The organism is Okeanomitos corallinicola TIOX110 (assembly GCF_038050375.1).
GTDB classification, from domain to species: Bacteria; Cyanobacteriota; Cyanobacteriia; order Cyanobacteriales; family Nostocaceae; genus Okeanomitos; species Okeanomitos corallinicola.
The window spans coordinates 4,366,060-4,384,208 of the sequence record NZ_CP150886.1; the positions used below are offsets into that span (position 1 = coordinate 4,366,060).

Consider the following 18,149-nt stretch of genomic DNA (forward strand, 5'->3'; position numbering starts at 1 on the left):
TAAAAGGCAAGGGGAAAAGTTAAAAGTTAAAAATTAAAAGTCAAAATTAATAATTCTTGTCCCTTGCTTTTTTCTTCCTTCTGAACTGCTGTTCCTTCCTTAATGATACAAAATGTAAATTTTCAGGCTCTCAATCGCAGAAAAGTCAAAAATACATAATCGAAAGTGTGAAAGCTGTAAAAGTTTATGCCAAAATTTAAACAGCTTTAGTATAAGCACGGTGGAAAGCAATTTGTCTATCCAACTCGATTAATGACTATTACTGCGAAAAACCAATTCCCAAATTTATTTTCTCAAAACTTGGAGTCTACCAACCGCAGTACAGATGACTCGTTACCAACTATTGGTTGTGAGTTAATATACACCCAGGATGAAACAGGGCGTTATCTGACGTTTGATTGGCAGTATGATGAACTCCTAGATTTGGAGACCGAGAAAATAGTTGATGATCTCAATCAACGTGAAATTTTTGTGCCAGTAGATAAGGTTGCTTATCTGGAAAGCTTGCAGCGAATTTTAACAACGTTAGTCCCAGAAAAGTTGCAGTGCTGGTTTAAATGCAGTCAGCAGTTAATAGAGTTGGAGTTGACAATTACCCCCATTATGCCGCGATGGGGTCAACTTGCAACTACTGTTTTGGTAATGGGTAGGTTGTTGCCATCTCCAGTAAATGGTCAAGAAACAAATCAAGCGGTTAAAACAGCTTCTAAAATAGAGTTGAGTTTGGGTGGTCGCAGTGTCCAGCAAGTATCACTACGATATCAAAAACTGTTAAATAGAATTACCAGAAATATCCGACGGACTCTGGATATAGATATTATTTGGCAATGTACAGTTGATAGTTTAGGCAAAATTCTCAAACTGAAGCGTTGTATTATTTTTCCTTATCAGTCTAAAAATGAAAAAGTCCAGGTAATTGCAGAATATCATCAGCCCGAATTAAAGCCATTACTAGGGCTAGAAATAGATATATCTGCTACACCTGCCTTTGCTCAGGCTGTGAAAACTTTAAAACCAATAGTGACAGAGATATCTATCTTAAATGACTCTCAGCCCCAAAAGTTCTTACTGTTTGCTACTAATTATCAAGATAAACCCAATGGTTTAGTGGCTTTAAGTTTAAGTCCAGAATACAAATTATTAACAGAAACTGAATTAGAATTAACTAAAGAGTTGGCAGATCAGTTAGGTACAGCGATCGCCCATGCAACTCTGTACAAAGAGTTAGAAGATGCACGACTAAAGGCTGAGGAAGCATCCCGGTTAAAAAGTGAATTTCTCGCCAATGTATCCCATGAAATTCGTACTCCTTTAAACGGGATGATCGGCTTCTTAAAGCTGATTTTAGAGGGAATGGCAGATGATCCCGAAGAACAAAATCAGTTTGTCTCTGAAGCTCATCAATTATCAATTCATCTGTTAAATATTCTCAATGACATTTTAGATATTGCCAAAATTGAAGCCGGAAAAATGGAGTTAGACTGTTCACCAGTTAAACTCCAGGAGTTATTTGCGGACGTAGAAAACTTTACCCGTCCCCAGGCAGAAATGAAACATCTAAGCTTACAAATGCAAATGCCTGTCACTTCGGATGAAATTATCGTTCAAGGTAACTATCAGCGGTTGTTACAAGTGATGTTGAATTTGGTTGGTAATGCTATTAAGTTTACCCATGAAGGTGGAGTTACCATTAGTGCTGATTTAGTGATCAAAAAGGCTAAAGGTAAATCTAGTAAGCCACAAGCACCGGGTATGGTGAAGGTGAGAGTGGCAGATACTGGTATTGGTGTTTCTCTAGATAAACAAGACAAGCTGTTTCAATTATTCTCCCAGGTTGATGGTTCTCGTACTCGTCATTATGGAGGTACGGGTTTAGGATTAACCATATCCCAAAAGCTGATTGAGGCCATGGGTGGTGAGGTGCATTTTTATAGTTTGGGTGAAGGACTTGGTTCGACTGTCACTTTTACTGTTCCTCTTTATCAACAACCTGTCATCTGTTCTCCAACCGAATGTGATATTGACAACTAAAAGTAAGGGAAGATTAATCAGCCAATGCCCTATTTTTCAATTTGTGTTTTCATTAATTTTTGCACACTCACTAAGGCTCGGTTTAATTCATAGTTTTTGATTTCTTGGTTGTGTAAATAAGCTTGTTGTTCTTCTTCAATCATTTTTATGTCTTGGATAACTAAACCATCAAGTAATTTCTGGGCCGCACCAAATAAGCTATCTTTGATAAATTTCCGAAACCATACAGGTAATTTGTGCAGTCTCCAAAAAGCATTAAGGGAAGTAAAATGAATTAAATATGCTTTGGTTTCTGTTTCATTGATGGGACACAATAAACAGTAAATTTTAAAGTCTTGGCCCAGAGTGGATACCCAATGAGGATAAACATAACTCACATCTAAAGGTTCAGAATGTAAGCGACGCAAAGCCGGAAAAAATAATTGCGATATTGACCAAATTTTATCTATTTTATAATAACTTTGGGCTGTATAATGGGCATGAACGCTATTTTCATCTTCATCAATATTTTGTAGTGATGCTTCTGCCCAAGCTTGTAAATCTTGATGTAAATGTCCGTGATACATATCCATCAAATTTTCTATTAAGTAGGAATAATGGGCGTGAGTATTAATCACAGAAACTGTGGCAATATAATTAAGATGATCCCATTCTGGTAAACCCATTGGTTCTATTTTTGGTGTTTCATTTCCTGGAAATAACCAAATAAAACCATCTTGTTCTTTGACTGGATAATGGCGAATTTGACAACTTGGTAATTTTTGATTTGCTGCTAAATAGGGAACTTTTGCACATTCACCTTGACTATTAAACTGCCAACCGTGATAAGCACATTCTAATTCATTAGCAACTACTTGTCCATGACTAAGCTTAACTTGACGATGGGGACATCTATCTTCCAAAGCGTGAACTTTTCCGCTACTGTCTCGATAAAGTGCGATCGCCTGTTTCCAAATTGTCACTGATAAAGGTTTATTGATAACTTCATCACTCCGTGCTACCACATACCAATGATGAGGATTAATTCCTAATTTACGGACACTTTTTTGTCCAAATTGGTTTAGAGAAGAATTAGACTCAGGTATTATTTGTTGCATGATTTGTGAAAAATTAAGTATATTTAAAGGTGTTGTATAGAAATAATATTTGATTTTTGTAAAGCTAGGTATAAACCTTTATGTTTTATTCCCTGTTATCCATTCCTTTAACTTCTCACGATAAAGTAGTTATAAATTAAAGCAGTCACTATATTCAGGAATAAATCTGTATGACAAGTAACCAAGAAACTCTCACCCCTGATGAATTTATTGATGAACTCATTAGCGAAACATCAGCACCTAATCATGTAGAATTAATTGAAAGTGTGATTAGCACCTTAGAACAAGATGACAGTGCGATGGTGAGCCACACAGATGGTGTTTATCTGTGGAAGTTTAAATATGGGAGTGTGCAAGTATTTATTAGACTCACTGGTTTAAGTGATGAAGATACTATCACAGTGTGGTCATCGGTATTAAAACTACCTGCCAAAGATGAACCCAGATTAATGCGTTATCTATTGGAACTAAACTGTACTAGCACCTTTGAAGCTCGCTTTGGGATCACTGATAATCAAGTAGTTGTCATATCCACACGCACAGTCGCAGAATTATCACCAGGAGAAATTTCTCGGATTATTACCATTGTTGCTACCATCGCCGATGATAATGATGACGTGCTAATTGAAGAATTTGGTGTAGCGTAGGTACAGCAGGTGACAGGTGACAGGGTTGAAAGTCTGTTTATAGATTTTACCGTTAATTAATGTCCTAATCGCCTTGTCTGTGACTATAATTTAGGATTTGAGGATTTGTGGTAAAACAGGTTTGGCGACTAATTCCTAGTTTTGCGGCTGCTGGTAACATCCAAATGGCAGTTGACAGATGGTTATTAAAACAGCATGAGTTAGGAAAACATCCTTCCACCCTGCGGTTTTATACTTGGTCGCCACCTGCGATTTCTCTGGGTTATCATCAAAAAAAATACCCAGAATATTGGCAAAATCTCAGTTATCAAGGTGATAAACTAGATTTAGTCCGTCGTCCTAGTGGTGGGAGAGCGGTTTTACACCAAGGAGATTTAACCTATGCTGTGGTTACTTCAGGAATAGCGGAAAATCGTTTACAAGCTTATACAAAAATTTGTGAGTTTTTGATTTCCGGCTGGCGATCGCTCGGTGTAGAGTTAAATTATGGACAAGCTGGCCGTGGTTATATTCACAACCCCAACTGTTTTGGAACAGCTACAGGTGCAGACTTAGTTTTAGAAGATGGTAGTAAATTAATTGGTAGCGCCCAACTGCGAAGAGGAAAGGCGATATTACAACATGGTTCGATAATTTTACAGTCAAATGCAGACTTATTTGAGCAAGTTTTCGGGGAAAATACTCTTGAAGCCGTTGAATTACCTGAGAATTTAGACCAAGAAACTATCATCAACGCTTTAACTGATGCGGCTTGTGATAGTTTTAATATGCAGTTGGCAGTAGAACCGTTTTCTGATGCTCAGTGGGAAGAAATTTTAGCATTAGCGAATGAGGATATAAATTGCCAAAATGTTCAGTCTTAAACTTTGCGCCTGTGCATGAGTTAAGCTATTGTGCAGCTAGATTCTATAATAGGATTAAGTAAAAATGATTAACAAACAAATCAGCTAGGGGTTTAGCAATGCTCAACCCTTATTTTTTACGAAAAAACATGGAAAATTTACGATTTCCAAGGCACCTGGGTGGGTTTTTGCTGTGTATATGTGGTTTCTAACTGAGCTTTTAAGGAAATGTCTGACTTAGAGATACAAGGTGTAGATTTAGACCGTTCATTGTCTGGTTATGATTACGAACTGCCACCGGAATTAATTGCCCAAAATCCGGCTGTTCCTAGAGATAGTTCTCGTTTATTGGTGATAGATAGTCCCAATACAGGTGAGGAAAAACCAGCACTTAACCACATTTTCCGGGATTTGTTGAATATACTTAAACCTGGTGACTTATTAGTGATGAATAACACAAAAGTTATCCCTGCTAGGTTGTATGGACACAAGTCTACGGGTGCGGAAGTGGAAGTATTGCTGTTAGAGGAAAGACAGGATAATTGTTGGTTAGCTTTGGTGAAACCGGGTAAACACTTCAAATTAGGAACTGAGATTATTTTTGATGGGGATAAAACTCTCGGGACTGAACTGGTAGCTACGGTGATAGAAAGGGATGAAGCAACTGGAGGAAGGTTGTTGCAGTTTGATGTACCGGAAAATCAATCCTTGGTGCAGGTGTTGGAGAAATTTGGAGAAATTCCCTTACCTCCTTATATCAATGCTTCTAGTTCTACAGATGAACAATATCAAACTGTTTATGCTCAAGCACAGGGAGCGATCGCCGCACCAACCGCAGGATTACATTTTACACCAGAACTTTTACAAAAATTAAGCGATCGCGGTATTGATCAAGCTTTTGTAACTTTACACGTCGGTGTCGGTACTTTTCGACCAGTAGAAGTGGAAGATGTAACTACCCACGAAATGCACGCAGAATGGATTGAAGTCAGTAATACCACAGTAGAGCAAATCCGCGCTACGAAAGCCGCTGGGGGGAGAATTATTGCCGTTGGGACTACGGTTGTGCGGGCTTTGGAAGGTGCGGCACAATTTGGGGATTTACAACCTTACGTTGGTAAGGTAAATTTATTTATCTATCCTGGTTATCAATGGCAAGTGGTAGAGGGATTAATTACGAATTTTCACTTACCCCGTTCTAGCTTACTGATGCTAGTTAGTGCTTTAATTGGCAGAGAACGACTGTTAAAAATTTACCAACAGGCGATCGCATCTCAATATCGCTTTTATTCCTTCGGTGATGCCATGCTGATCTTACCTGAAGCCACTATCAATGTTGATAATGGGTAATGCCCAATGACAAATTGTGAATTTTTGATGTAGTTATGGGTACTATGACTGAGTAAGGAAATCAATTATAAATACAGGGCTGCAAATTATGTCTAAAAAGCTGCATTCTTATCAGTGTTTACACAGTCTAGCTAATGTAAGTTTCGACAAAATTTACAAAAATTCTGGACAGCGATTAGGATTTATGTTTGCTGTTTCGACGTTTTTATTGTTGGCTTTACCGACATTTATTGAGTTACCAGGTAATAGATTATTAACTCAAGTATTAGCTCAAGAAAGCGTGGTTTCTCAGGATTTGGATGCAGCGATGTTTTACCAAATGGGGGTGACACGTTATAACCGCAAAGATTTACAAAAGGCTGAATCTGCTTTTCGTCAGGCTTTGCAACGAGATCCAAATATTGGATTAGCACATAATTATTTAGGTAATATCTTGATGGAGCAAAATCGCTTAGATTTAGCTGTACAAGAATACGGAGAAGCCGTCAGAATTAATCCAAATTTTGCCGAAGCTTATTATAATTTAGGGTTAGCACTGCAAAAGCAAGAAAAACCAGAAGAGGCGATCGCCGCTTACAGACAAGCTTTGGTAATTAATCCAGAAATGTCAGTTGCCCATTATAATCTAGGTCTAGCATTATATAAGCAGGAATTGCGTGATGAGGCGATCGCCGCTTACCAAGAAGCAATAAAATTAGATAATAGTAATGCCAATGCTTACTTAAATTTGGCACTGGTTTTTCAACAAGAAGGACAAATAGAATCGGCAATTTCTAACTATCGTCAAGTCATCAAACTTGCTCCAGAAAATACCTTAGCCTACAACAATTTGGGTGTTTTATTAATTATTCAAGATCAACCTTCAGAAGCTATAGAAGTTTACCAAGAAGCTATTCGCCAAAATCCTAAAAATGCCATAGCTTACTACAATTTAGGAGTCACTTTATATAATCAGGGAGACCTAAAACAAGCTAATCAAATATTAAACCGCGCTCGTCAAGAATACAATCAACAAGGTAACACTGAGCAAGCGGCAAAAATTGATGAAATTAACCAAAAAATTGCTCAATCTTTAGAACCTAAACCAGAACCTAAAACGCCCACAGTTGCACCCGCAACAACTCCTACAAATAATGGTGATGTAATGTTACCACCACCAGAAACAGCAGTACCAATTAACCCCACAGATAACTCGGAGACAGAGGAAAAAACACTAACTGAAACTACAGATAAGTAGATTATTAATGATCAGTGAAAATTTGGTAATTGGGTAAGTTCATACAACAACAGATGATGAAATCTAGACAGCAAAAGATTCTCAACTCTATCAGATGTCAACTGTCACCTGCTATACTACCAATTACCAAATTTTAAATTGGTAGACGATTAATATCTTTATTACAACCAATAACCACCATTGCAGAACCCCGTTCTAAACGTTTAGTAGCATCAGGATTAATTTTAAATTTGCCATTTTGACTAACAGCTAATAAATTTAAACCATAACGATTTCTCAGTTGAATTTCTGCCACAGTTTTACCATGAAATTCATCCGGGACAATTACCTCAACAATACTATGATCTGGATCAAGATCAAACCTATCTAAAATAGAAGGTTTAGTTAATGTTCTCGCTAAAGCACAACCAGCTTCATATTCTGGAAACACAACATGATCTGCACCCACTCTTTTTAATAACTTCCTGTGAACTTCACTAGAAGCTTTAGCAACTACATGAGGAACACCCGCTTCCTTAACATTCAACGTAGTAATAATACTTTCTTGAATATAGTTACCAATTGCCACAATTACCGTATCAAATTCAAAAATACCAGCTTCTTTAAGAGCAGCAGGTTCAGTAGAATCTAACTGTACAGCATGACTAACAATTTCGTCATTTAAAGCCTCAGACACCAGTTTCTCATCAACATCTGTCGCTAGGACTTGATAACCTAAACTATGTAATGTTGAACAAACAGAACGACCAAAACGACCCAAACCAATAACAGCAAATTGGTTGTTATCTTTACGTAAACTGCGAAAAAACTTTAAGGATGAAAGGTTCATAAATTTGTCATTAGTTATTAGTTATTAGTTATTAGTCATTAGTCATTAGTCATTTTTACCCAATCACCAATCACCAATCACCCAACCAGTAAATTTTCTTCAGGATAGTGAACTCTACTAGGACGAGGATCTCCTAATACTGCCGACATTAATAATAAAATGCCAACCCTACCAATGTACATAATGACAATTAAAATTAATTTTGCAGCGATAGAAACACTACTAGTAATACCTGTAGATAAACCAACTGTAGCAAAAGCTGATACCACTTCAAATAAAATTTGAATAAACTCTAATTGTGGGTCAGTCAAACTAATTAAAACAGTTGCTAAAATCACGGTAGCTAAAGAACCAATCACTACTCCTACAGCTTTCAAAATTAGTGATATAGCTATTTTACGATCATAAAGTAAAACGTCCTCTTTCCCTTGTAAGATTGCTTTTGTACAACTGGTAAGAACTCTTAATGTGGTGGTTTTTATGCCGCCTCCAGTTCCTCCGGGACTAGCACCAATAAACATCATCGCAATCGTGATAAATAAGCCAGCATCAGTCATACTGCCAATATCAACACTATTAAAGCCAGCAGTTCTAGTAGTTACAGACTGAAACCAAGCTAACAATAACTGATCGGAGAAAGTTGAATTTCCAAAGGTTTGCGGATTTCTAACTTCTATCAAAAAGAAGGCGATTATTCCCAACAATAACAGCATTAAAGTTGTACTTATTGCCACTTTAAAATCTAATGAAAAGACTATAACACTAGGTTTTCTTAAAAGTTTATCCCGCGCCCATAGGAATATATCTAATATTACCTGATAACCAATGCCGCCAAAGATAATTAATCCAGCAATTGTGAAAACTACGATTCTAGAATTTTGATAACTTACTAAACTATCACTAAATAAACTAAAACCAGCATTATTCCAAGCACTGATACTATGAAAAATTGCTAACCATAGTCCTTGATTCCAACCAAAATCTTTAACAAAAGTTGGTAGTAATAAAAATATTCCTGTAATTTCAAATATCAAAGTTGTGGCCACAATTGAGCGAATCATTTGTGTACTACCACTCATCCCTGGACGATCTAAAGCCTGTTGAATAGCTATTTTTTGACGCAGATCAAATCTTCTCCCAATTAACAAAATTAAAAATGTAGTGGTTGTCATATAACCTAAACCACCAATTTGAGCCAACATCAAAATCAGTAACTGACCAACAAAGGAAAAATCACTACCAGTATCAACTACCGCTAACCCAGTTACGCAAACAGCGGAAGTTGAGGTGAATAGTGCTACAATCGGGTCATTCCACGTACCATTGCTAGTGGAAAAAGGCATCATTAACAGGAATGTTCCCGCCAGAATTACAGCCAGAAATCCTAAACATATTGTGCGAGCAACAGTCATAAGTAATTCAAAAATTTTTCTGAAAACACAAAATTGCCTTATCTAATTAAATACACAGATGGTAGCCTAACGATATGTTTTTGAAAATTTTACTTGGCCTTTATCTAATGGATTTATGAGTACAACACTTTATCAGCAAATTCAAGAATTTTACGATACTTCCTCTGGTTTGTGGGAACAAGTCTGGGGAGAACATATGCACCACGGCTATTACGGTGCAGATGGTAAACAGCAAAAAGAACGTCGTCAAGCACAAATTGATTTAATTGAAGAGGTACTAAACTGGTCAGGGGTAAGGGATGCAGAAAATATCCTTGATGTCGGTTGTGGAATTGGTGGCAGTTCTTTATACCTAGCTGAAAAGTTTAATGCTAAGTCTACAGGAATCACACTCAGCCCTGTACAAGCTGCTAGAGCAACCCAAAGGGCTGCGGAGGCTAATTTGAGTGCAAGTAGTCAGTTTCAGGTAGCTAATGCCCAAGAAATGCCTTTTGCTGACAATTCTTTTGATCTGGTGTGGTCTTTAGAAAGTGGTGAACATATGCCAGATAAAACCAAGTTTCTACAAGAGTGTTATCGGGTTTTAAAGCCTGGTGGTACATTGATTATGGTGACATGGTGTCATCGTCCTACGGATCAATCACCACTCACGCCAGATGAACAAAGGCATTTACAAGACATCTATCGGGTTTACTGTTTACCTTACGTGATTTCTTTGCCTGAATATGAGGCGATCGCCCACCAATTACCATTAAACAACATTCGCACCACTGATTGGTCAACCGCTGTCGCTCCTTTCTGGAATGTAGTTATTGACTCGGCTTTTACTCCCCAGGCATTTCTAGGGTTAATATTCTCTGGTTGGACTACAATTCAAGGGGCGCTTTCTCTTGGTTTGATGCGTAGAGGCTATGAACGGGGTTTAATTCGGTTTGGGTTATTGCGTGGAAAAAAGTAATTTTTAGGAGTTCTAGGAGTCAGGAGTCGGTTTAAATAGAAATTTCTAATTTCGTTTATTAAACAACCTTTGCCTCTTAGATTCTTTTTAACATAACATTAGCGATCAACTCTAACAACCATCTACCTAAAAATCAATGAATCATTTTTTGCCACAAAATTCTCCAATTTCTGAGAGGAATTGGCTTTATGCTTTTTGGAAGTTTTCTCGACCTCATACAATTATTGGTACAAGTTTAAGTGTCTTAGGTTTATATTTACTGACTCTTGGCGTAACTTCTACAAGTTTTTCCATAACACATATTACTCAAATTCTGGGTACTTGGTTCGCCTGTATATCTGGTAATATTTACATTGTTGGTTTAAATCAATTAGAAGATGTAGAAATTGACAAAATTAATAAACCTAGCTTACCCCTTGCTTCAGGAGAATTTACCAGAGAACAAGGAAAATTAATAGTTATCATCACTGGGATTTTAGCTTTAGTTATTGCTTGGTTTAACAGTCCTTACTTATTAGGAATGGTGGGAATAAGTTTGATAATTGGTACTGCTTATTCATTGCCACCTGTACGGTTAAAACAGTTTCCATTTTGGGCAGCTTTATGTATTTTTTCTGTGCGGGGAACAATTGTTAATTTAGGACTGTTTTTACATTTTAGTTGGTTATTCCAAAGCAGCCAAGAAATTCCCGATACAATGTGGGTTTTAACCGCATTCATTTTAGTATTTACCTTTGCGATCGCCATTTTTAAAGATATCCCTGATATGGAAGGCGATCAACTTTATAATATTACTACTTTTACTCTCCAACTAGGTCAACAAAAAGTGTTTAACCTGGCCCTGTTGGTGTTAACAGTTTGTTATTCAGGGATAATTTTTGCAGGTTTGTTAAATTTAGTTGCAGCAAACAAAACATTTTTGTTCATTAGTCATATCATCCCCTTAATTTTAATGTGGAGAGAAAGTAGAAAAATAGATTTACAAGATAAAAGTGCTATCGCGGGTTTTTATCAATTCATTTGGAAACTATTTTTTATCGAATATGTGATTTTTCCCCTCGCTTGTATTTTGGTTTAGTTAGTTGAAATAAAGTTCAAAAAAGACAAAAAATCATGTCAGAAAACTTACCCATTAGTAACATCATCGCCATCATTTTAGTAGTTACATCCATCGGATTTTTAATTTATTTAGCTTGGAAAACACTGATAACTGCTAATTTATTTCAGAAAGGTATTGACCTATTTAAAGCTAAAGATTATCAAGGTGCAGAAGCAGCTTTTCGCCAAGTAATTGCCATTAATTCTACTAACGACGTAGTCAGACTATTATTAGGCGATCTTTTAAACCATCAAGGTAAAATAGAAGAAGCTAAAGAATTATTTACTGATGTAATTAACCGTAGTTCCAAAAATGCCGACGCTTATTTAAGATTAGCAAATATTTTACTCATCGAAGAAAATAAACCAGAAGCAATTAAAAACCTACAAACTTCAAAAGCCCTATTTCAAAAACAACGTCAACCCCAAAAAGTACAAACAATAGACAAAATTCTCCAAGATATAGCTGACAGGTGAATAACTAATGACTAAAAAAGCTTACTTGGTTGGTGCAGGGCCTGGAGATGTAGAATATTTAACAGTTAAAGCCTATCGTCTTTTAGCGTCTGCCGAAGTATTAATCTATGATGCCTTAGTAGATGCTGAATTACTAGATTTAGTACCTGGAAACTGTCTAAAAATAAACGTAGGTAAACGTGGTGGTAAACCCAGCACACCCCAAGGAGAAATTAACAGTTTATTGGTAAAATATTGCCGAAAAAACCAACAAGTTGTCAGACTAAAATCAGGAGATCCATTTATTTTTGGGCGTTGTCTTTCAGAAATAGAAGCCTTAAAAGCAGCAGGTTGTGAATTTGAAGTTATACCGGGAATATCTTCAGCTTTAGCTGCACCTTTATTAGCAGGAATCCCCCTCACAGATACAGTTCTGAGTCGCTGCTTTGCAGTATTTACTGGTCATGAATTAGACGCTTTAAACTGGGAAGCACTGTCAAGATTAGAAACTTTAGTAATTTTAATGGGAGCAAAAAACTTAGAACATATAGTCCATCAGCTGTTAAGATATGGAAAGTTACATTCTACACCTATAGCAATTATTCGTTGGACAGGAACACCAAATCAAGAAATATGGATAGGTGAACTAAGTAATATTTTAACAAAAACTCAGGGTTTATCCCTTTCCCCTGCGGTAATTGTTATCGGTGGAGTTGTAGGATTACGGAAGTTCCTATAATATAGAAAAATATAAAATCATATCAATTACTCTCGTTGTAAAATCTCTTGTCAATATAAAATCGTGCATAGCAATATTCCTGTTTCCCAATCTTACCATCCTTCTAAATCTCCCCTAGCAGGTAAAACCATATTAGTTACTCGTTCAGTTGGACAGTCTAGCCAATTTAGCGATCGCCTCATAGCAGCAGGTGCTACAGTCATAGAACTACCAGCTTTAGAAATTACACCTCCTTCTAGTTGGAAACCTTTAGATCAAGCAATTTCCAATTTATCAACCTTCAATTGGTTAATTCTCACCTCCAGTAATGCCGTACAATATTTTTTAAATAGGTTGGATAATCAAGGAAAAGATAGAACTGTTTTAAATCATATCAAAATTGCAGTAGTTGGTAAAAAAACGGCGCAATTTCTCAGCAAATATAACATCAAAGCTGATTTTATTCCTCCCCATTTTATTGCTGACTCTTTAGTTGCTCATTTTCCTGAAAAATTAGTAGGTAAAAAGATTCTATTTCCACGGGTAGAAACTGGAGGAAGACAAGTTTTAGTTGAAGACTTAACACATCAAGGTGCAAAAGTTATCGAAGTTCCCGCTTATGAATCTTCCTGTCCTCAAAATATTCCTCTAGAAGCAGAAATGGCCTTAAAAAATCATACTTTAGATATGATTACCTTTGCCAGTTCTAAAACTGTACAATTTTTCTGTTTATTAACAGCAAATAAATTTCCAGAAGGCATTATTAATTATTTAGATAAAACCTGCATTGCTTCCATCGGTCCCCAAACTTCTAAAACTTGTTTAGGGTTATTTGGCCGTGTTGATATAGAAGCAGAAGAATACACCGCAGATGGTTTAACTGAAGCAATTATAAAATGGTCGCATGGTTAAAGCGAAAAAATATCTAATTGGTTTAACTGGAGGTATTGCTACAGGTAAAAGTACAGTAGCAAATTATTTAGCAACTGCTTACAAATTACCAATTTTAGATGCAGATATTTATGCTAGAGATGCAGTATCCTTTGGTTCACCAATTTTGGCACAAATAGCACAACACTATGGACAAGAAATTTTACTAGCAGATGGTAATCTCAATCGTGTTCAACTGGGAGAAATTATTTTTAACAACCCAAAAGAAAAGCAACGGTTAGAAAACTTAATTCATCCCTATGTCAGAAACCGTTTTTCCCAAGCCATTGAACAGTCATCTGCAAATACTTTAGTATTAGTAATTCCCTTATTATTTGAAGCCAAATTAGAAAATTTAGTCACCGAAATTTGGGTGGTTTCTTGTTCAGAAGAACAACAAAAAACAAGATTAATGCAGCGAAATAACTTAACAAGTGAACAAGCAGCAGCAAGAATTAAAAGTCAGTTATCTATTTCCGAAAAAATCAACCGTGCTGATTTAGTTTTAGACAATTCCTCCACTTTAGAATCATTACTAAAACAAGTTGATCAAGTCATCAAAAAATAAACATTTAATAAATACACCCTGGGGAGAGTGGGAGAGTGGGAGAAAAATTAGTTCTTTATTCTTCTGACTCCTGACTCCTGACTCCTGACTCCTAAATTAATGTAAGAAATGCCTTACACCAGTCAAAACCATCAATAAACCCAGTTCATTTGCAGCCTTGATAGAATCTTTATCTCGCAGACTTCCACCTGGTTGCACAATAGCTGTAATTCCCGCAGCAGCAGCAGTTCTCACCGTATCATCAAAGGGGAAAAATCCATCACTAGCTAAAAACGCCCCTTGGGTTTTCTCTCCCGCTTGTTCCAGGGCAATTTTCGCAGCACCCACACGGTTCATTTGTCCAGCACCTACCCCCAAAGTTGTGCGGTTTTTACTGAGGACAATAGCATTAGATTTTACGTGTTTACAAACTTTCCAGGCAAACAATAACTCAGCTAATTCGCTAGGTGTGGGTTGACGTTCTGTAACCACTTGCCATTTACTGGTATCAGCAACAATATCATCCGCAGTTTGCACTAAAAACCCACCGGCGATCGCCCTGACAGTTTCCTTGGGTCCAGTTAACAAATCTGGCAAAGTTAAAACCCTGACATTACCCTTCTTAGTTAAAATTTCCTGTGCTTCCTGATCACAACCAGGTGCAACCACGCATTCTAAAAATGTCTTCGTTAACTCAGTCGCTGTCGCTGCATCAATCGCCCGGTTTAAAGCCACAATCCCACCAAAAGCCGATACAGAATCAGCATTAAAAGCCTTTTGATAAGCATCAAAAATGGTATCCGCTTCCGCAGTTCCACAGGGGTTAGTGTGTTTAATAACTGTCGCTGCGGGACATCCCGTAAACTCAGCAATAATGCGGCGTGCAGCTTCCAAATCTACCAAATTATTATAACTGAGTTCCTTACCCTGTAATTTCTTCGCCCCTGGCCAACCAGTAGGTTTAGTTCCGGTTTGATACCAAGCAGCAGGTTGATGGGGGTTTTCACCATAACGCAAAGATTGAAGTTGTGTCCCCGAAACAGTGTAATTTTCTGGTAAACTCTCAGTTTCTGCACCAGCTAAATAAGCTGCGATCGCATTATCATAACTAGCAGTGTGTAAAAATCCCTTCAAAGCACATTTTTGACGAAACTCCAAAGAAGCTAACCCATTTTGGCGTAATTCTTGTAAATACTCATCATACTGATCAGGATTACACAACACCGTCAAATGAGCAAAATTCTTAGAAGAAGCCCTTAACATTGCTGGGCCACCGATATCAATATTTTCCACCGCATCAGCCAACGTCACACCAGGTTTAGCGATAGTTTCCTCAAAAGGATACAAATTCACCACCACTAAATCAATAGGACGAATATCATTATCTGCTAAATCTTGGATATGCTGATCTAAATCCCGTTGTGCTAAAATACCGCCATGAATACGGGGATGGAGTGTTTTTACCCGACCTCCTAAAATTTCCGGTGAACCTGTATAGTCAGAAACCTTAGTCACAGGAATTCCCGCATCCTTGAGGGTTTTAGCCGTTCCCCCACTGCTGATAATATCAAAGCCAAACTCTTCTACTAAAGTCCGGGCTAAATCAACGATACCAGTTTTATTAGATACACTCAGCAATGCTAGACGCGCCATAATTCCCTCAATTCCTTTAACTACAGATTCACAAATAGAAGAATATTGTACCTGGAAATAGGTGACAGGTGACAGGTGACAGGTGACAGGTGACAGGGTGAAGAGGTAAAAAGTTAGTTCTAAATTCTTCGTTCCCCATTCTAAATTCTAAATTCTAAATTCTCCTGATAAAATCATTCATCATAGTAAAATCCCAAATCACATGACCTTACAAATACAACCTAAGTTAATTATTCATGGTGGCGCTGGTAGTTCTCTCCAAGGTAAAGGAGGTTTAGCCGCAGTCCGTAATTCCTTAAATAAAATAGTTGAAGAAGTTTATTCCCTACTACTTAATGGTGTCAGTGCTGCTGATGCAGTAGTTAGGGGTTGTCAATTATTGGAAGATAATCCCCGTTTTAATGCTGGTACTGGTTCTGTATTACAGTCTGATGGTCAAATTCGTATGAGTGCTTCACTAATGGATGGCACATCAGGCAAGTTTAGCGGTGTGATTAATGTAGCACGGGTAAAAAACCCGATTGAAATGGCTTTCTTTCTCCAAAAATCACCAGATCGGGTATTGTCTGACTATGGTGCAGCGGAATTAGCCAGAGAATTGCAAGTTCCTAGCTACAATGCTTTAACAGACTTACGTCTCAAAGAATGGATGCAGGAAAGAGATGACAACTTTAAAAGCACTATGGCTGGGGTAGTCGCAGAACCGGAAATGGCGGAAAGTTCCGAAGCCGGACGGGGTACAATTGGTGTTGTTGCTTTAGATAGTTCTGGTCAGTTAGCTGCTGGTACTTCCACTGGTGGTAAGGGTTTTGAAAGAATTGGTAGAGTTAGTGATTCTGCTATGCCAGCGGGTAACTATGCTACTCAATATGCGGGGGTAAGTTGTACCGGTATTGGGGAAGATATTATTGATGAATGTTTAGCAGCTAAAATCGTCATCCGCGTCAGTGATGGAATGTCTTTAAAAGAGGCAATGTTGAAATCATTTACCGAAGCTAGTAAAAACCAAAGAGATTTAGGGGCGATCGCCTTAGACGCTAATGGTGTTATATCCTATGGTAAGACCAGCGAAATCCTACTCGCAGCCTACCATGACGGAGATTCTATAGGTGATACCTTGGAATGGAATGATGGGGAATTAATCGGTTATTGTTAAGTTGTAGGAACTAGAATTAATGCTCTCAATGGGTCTGAATAGCAGTTTAGACCCATTATTTAAGTTTTTTGTAGCGGAGAAGTGTTTATGAATCTGGTTGTACTCCAGAACTGGTTGGATAATGCCTCTTTTGCTGTCTTATTCTGCACAATGCTGATTTACTGGGTGGGGGCTGCTTTTCCAAATTTATCAGCAACTGCGGCTTTAGGAACAGCAGGAATGGCGATCGCTAATTTGTGTATTGCTACTCTTTTGGGGGCAAGATGGATTGAAGCGGGTTATTTCCCCCTCAGCAATCTTTATGAATCTTTATTTTTCCTCACCTGGGGAATTACCGCTGTCCATCTTATTGCTGAAAATACCAGTCGTAGCAAGTTGGTGGGGGTGGTTACAGCACCTGTGGCTATGGGAATTACAGCTTTTGCTACTTTGACTCTACCATCAGAAATGCAGATTTCTGAACCTTTAGTCCCAGCTTTAAAGTCTAACTGGTTAATGATGCACGTCAGTGTGATGATGTTGAGTTATTCCGCTTTAATGGTGGGTTCTCTGTTGGCGATCGCCTTTTTAATCGTCACTCGTGGCCAAAACATCCAATTACAAGGTAGTTCTTTTGGTAATGGTGGTTATCGCCAAAATGGTTACAAACTCATCAAGGATGGAGAGTTAGTTACTCAACCTTCCATGTCTGCATCGGAAAATAACGGTTTTTCTCGCTTAGAAACCACTAACAACGGCAATGGTACTGCTGTGTTAGATGTAGTCACCACTAACCCAACTTTAACAGCAGAAATCCTTTCTCCCCAACGTCTCACCCTGGCAGAAACCCTCGATAATATCAGCTATCGCGTGATCGGTTTGGGTTTTCCTCTCCTCACAATTGGTATCATTGCTGGTGGTGTTTGGGCTAATGAAGCATGGGGTTCTTACTGGAGTTGGGATCCGAAGGAAACTTGGGCTTTAATTACTTGGTTAGTTTTTGCCGCCTATCTTCATTCTAGAATTACCCGTGGTTGGCAAGGTAGAAAACCCGCAATTCTCGCCGCTGGTGGTTTTGTGGTCGTTTGGATCTGTTATTTGGGTGTGAATCTTTTGGGTAAGGGTTTACATTCTTACGGTTGGTTTTTCTAATTGCATCTGTTTTTATTTCCCCTTTCTTTTGAGAGGGGTTTTTTATCTCACGCAAAG

The 18,149-nt window shown here is 37.8% G+C and carries 17 protein-coding genes; 13 read left to right on the top strand and 4 right to left on the bottom strand.

The genetic code is table 11. The features are described from left to right. Positions 1-252 precede the first annotated feature (252 nt). A complete protein-coding gene (locus tag WJM97_RS19125; RefSeq protein WP_353930358.1) occupies positions 253-2,031 on the top strand; it encodes an ATP-binding protein in 1,779 nt (592 codons plus the stop codon). Positions 2,032-2,060: 29 nt separating this feature from the next. On the opposite strand, the gene WJM97_RS19130 is transcribed toward WJM97_RS19125, so the two are convergent. Beyond that, positions 2,061-3,128 (bottom strand): aromatic ring-hydroxylating dioxygenase subunit alpha, encoded by a 1,068-nt coding sequence (locus tag WJM97_RS19130; RefSeq protein WP_353930359.1) that lies wholly within the window; start codon positions 3,126-3,128, stop codon positions 2,061-2,063. A 170-nt stretch (positions 3,129-3,298) separates the two neighbouring features. Here WJM97_RS19130 and WJM97_RS19135 point away from each other — a divergent pair, with 170 nt between their 5' ends. The 4 genes from WJM97_RS19135 (at position 3,299) to WJM97_RS19150 (ending at position 7,204) form a co-directional block, all read left to right on the top strand. Continuing rightward, a complete protein-coding gene (locus WJM97_RS19135; protein ID WP_353930360.1) occupies positions 3,299-3,775 on the top strand; it encodes a YbjN domain-containing protein in 477 nt (158 codons plus the stop codon). A 164-nt stretch (positions 3,776-3,939) separates the two neighbouring features. Next, complete coding sequence (locus WJM97_RS19140) at positions 3,940-4,638, top strand: biotin/lipoate A/B protein ligase family protein (RefSeq protein ID WP_353933218.1); 699 nt, start codon at positions 3,940-3,942, stop codon at positions 4,636-4,638. A gap of 207 nt (positions 4,639-4,845) precedes the next feature. After that, positions 4,846-5,967 carry a tRNA preQ1(34) S-adenosylmethionine ribosyltransferase-isomerase QueA gene (gene queA, locus WJM97_RS19145; protein ID WP_353930361.1) on the top strand — a complete coding sequence of 374 codons (1,122 nt, stop codon included), beginning with the start codon at positions 4,846-4,848 and terminating at the stop codon, positions 5,965-5,967. Positions 5,968-6,055: 88 nt separating this feature from the next. Beyond that, positions 6,056-7,204: a tetratricopeptide repeat protein gene (locus WJM97_RS19150; RefSeq protein WP_353930362.1), complete on the top strand. Its 1,149-nt coding sequence runs from the start codon at positions 6,056-6,058 to the stop codon at positions 7,202-7,204. A 133-nt stretch (positions 7,205-7,337) separates the two neighbouring features. Here the strand turns inward: WJM97_RS19150 and WJM97_RS19155 are convergent, their stop codons facing one another. Next, the gene (locus tag WJM97_RS19155; protein ID WP_353930363.1) at positions 7,338-8,033 is read right to left on the bottom strand and encodes a TrkA family potassium uptake protein; all 696 of its coding nucleotides are present in this window, start codon (positions 8,031-8,033) and stop codon (positions 7,338-7,340) included. A gap of 77 nt (positions 8,034-8,110) precedes the next feature. Then, on the bottom strand, positions 8,111-9,445 hold the full coding sequence (locus WJM97_RS19160) for a TrkH family potassium uptake protein (protein WP_353930364.1): 1,335 nt from the start codon (positions 9,443-9,445) through the stop codon (positions 8,111-8,113). A 115-nt stretch (positions 9,446-9,560) separates the two neighbouring features. Here WJM97_RS19160 and WJM97_RS19165 point away from each other — a divergent pair, with 115 nt between their 5' ends. The 6 genes from WJM97_RS19165 to coaE all read left to right on the top strand — a co-directional run bounded on the left by WJM97_RS19165 (position 9,561) and on the right by coaE (position 14,173). Beyond that, positions 9,561-10,403 (top strand): methyltransferase domain-containing protein, encoded by an 843-nt coding sequence (locus WJM97_RS19165; protein ID WP_353930365.1) that lies wholly within the window; start codon positions 9,561-9,563, stop codon positions 10,401-10,403. 136 nt (positions 10,404-10,539) lie between these two features. Further along, on the top strand, positions 10,540-11,481 hold the full coding sequence (locus WJM97_RS19170) for a homogentisate phytyltransferase (RefSeq protein ID WP_353930366.1): 942 nt from the start codon (positions 10,540-10,542) through the stop codon (positions 11,479-11,481). A gap of 35 nt (positions 11,482-11,516) precedes the next feature. After that, positions 11,517-11,978 carry a tetratricopeptide repeat protein gene (locus WJM97_RS19175; RefSeq protein ID WP_353930367.1) on the top strand — a complete coding sequence of 154 codons (462 nt, stop codon included), beginning with the start codon at positions 11,517-11,519 and terminating at the stop codon, positions 11,976-11,978. Between the two features lie 7 nt (positions 11,979-11,985). Further along, positions 11,986-12,696, top strand: a complete 711-nt coding sequence (gene cobA / locus WJM97_RS19180; protein ID WP_353930368.1) for a uroporphyrinogen-III C-methyltransferase — start codon at positions 11,986-11,988, stop codon at positions 12,694-12,696. A 63-nt stretch (positions 12,697-12,759) separates the two neighbouring features. Continuing rightward, complete coding sequence (locus tag WJM97_RS19185; RefSeq protein ID WP_353930369.1) at positions 12,760-13,587, top strand: uroporphyrinogen-III synthase; 828 nt, start codon at positions 12,760-12,762, stop codon at positions 13,585-13,587. Then, positions 13,580-14,173, top strand: coding sequence for a dephospho-CoA kinase (gene coaE, locus WJM97_RS19190; protein WP_353930370.1), 594 nt, complete (start codon positions 13,580-13,582; stop codon positions 14,171-14,173). The genes WJM97_RS19185 and coaE overlap by 8 nt, the downstream gene beginning before the upstream one ends. Before the next feature lie 96 nt (positions 14,174-14,269). On the opposite strand, the gene purH is transcribed toward coaE, so the two are convergent. Then, positions 14,270-15,805: a bifunctional phosphoribosylaminoimidazolecarboxamide formyltransferase/IMP cyclohydrolase gene (gene purH, locus WJM97_RS19195; protein WP_353930371.1), complete on the bottom strand. Its 1,536-nt coding sequence runs from the start codon at positions 15,803-15,805 to the stop codon at positions 14,270-14,272. A gap of 202 nt (positions 15,806-16,007) precedes the next feature. Here purH and WJM97_RS19200 point away from each other — a divergent pair, with 202 nt between their 5' ends. Both WJM97_RS19200 and ccsB read left to right on the top strand, forming a co-directional pair. Next, positions 16,008-16,961, top strand: coding sequence for an isoaspartyl peptidase/L-asparaginase (locus WJM97_RS19200; RefSeq protein ID WP_353930372.1), 954 nt, complete (start codon positions 16,008-16,010; stop codon positions 16,959-16,961). 87 nt (positions 16,962-17,048) lie between these two features. Continuing rightward, a complete protein-coding gene (gene ccsB / locus WJM97_RS19205; RefSeq protein ID WP_353930373.1) occupies positions 17,049-18,092 on the top strand; it encodes a c-type cytochrome biogenesis protein CcsB in 1,044 nt (347 codons plus the stop codon). Positions 18,093-18,149: the final 57 nt, after the last annotated feature.

Coding starts and splice junctions, on each gene's coding strand:
- WJM97_RS19160 (WP_353930364.1), bottom strand. CDS start 9,445: ATGACTGTTGCTCGCACAATATGTTTAGGATTTCTGGCTGTAATTCTG.
- coaE (WP_353930370.1), top strand. CDS start 13,580: ATGGTTAAAGCGAAAAAATATCTAATTGGTTTAACTGGAGGTATTGCT.
- queA (WP_353930361.1), top strand. CDS start 4,846: ATGTCTGACTTAGAGATACAAGGTGTAGATTTAGACCGTTCATTGTCT.
- WJM97_RS19140 (WP_353933218.1), top strand. CDS start 3,940: ATGGCAGTTGACAGATGGTTATTAAAACAGCATGAGTTAGGAAAACAT.
- WJM97_RS19165 (WP_353930365.1), top strand. CDS start 9,561: ATGAGTACAACACTTTATCAGCAAATTCAAGAATTTTACGATACTTCC.
- WJM97_RS19135 (WP_353930360.1), top strand. CDS start 3,299: ATGACAAGTAACCAAGAAACTCTCACCCCTGATGAATTTATTGATGAA.
- WJM97_RS19155 (WP_353930363.1), bottom strand. CDS start 8,033: ATGAACCTTTCATCCTTAAAGTTTTTTCGCAGTTTACGTAAAGATAAC.
- WJM97_RS19150 (WP_353930362.1), top strand. CDS start 6,056: ATGTCTAAAAAGCTGCATTCTTATCAGTGTTTACACAGTCTAGCTAAT.
- ccsB (WP_353930373.1), top strand. CDS start 17,049: ATGAATCTGGTTGTACTCCAGAACTGGTTGGATAATGCCTCTTTTGCT.
- WJM97_RS19200 (WP_353930372.1), top strand. CDS start 16,008: ATGACCTTACAAATACAACCTAAGTTAATTATTCATGGTGGCGCTGGT.
- WJM97_RS19125 (WP_353930358.1), top strand. CDS start 253: ATGACTATTACTGCGAAAAACCAATTCCCAAATTTATTTTCTCAAAAC.
- WJM97_RS19175 (WP_353930367.1), top strand. CDS start 11,517: ATGTCAGAAAACTTACCCATTAGTAACATCATCGCCATCATTTTAGTA.
- WJM97_RS19130 (WP_353930359.1), bottom strand. CDS start 3,128: ATGCAACAAATAATACCTGAGTCTAATTCTTCTCTAAACCAATTTGGA.
- WJM97_RS19170 (WP_353930366.1), top strand. CDS start 10,540: ATGAATCATTTTTTGCCACAAAATTCTCCAATTTCTGAGAGGAATTGG.
- cobA (WP_353930368.1), top strand. CDS start 11,986: ATGACTAAAAAAGCTTACTTGGTTGGTGCAGGGCCTGGAGATGTAGAA.
- purH (WP_353930371.1), bottom strand. CDS start 15,805: ATGGCGCGTCTAGCATTGCTGAGTGTATCTAATAAAACTGGTATCGTT.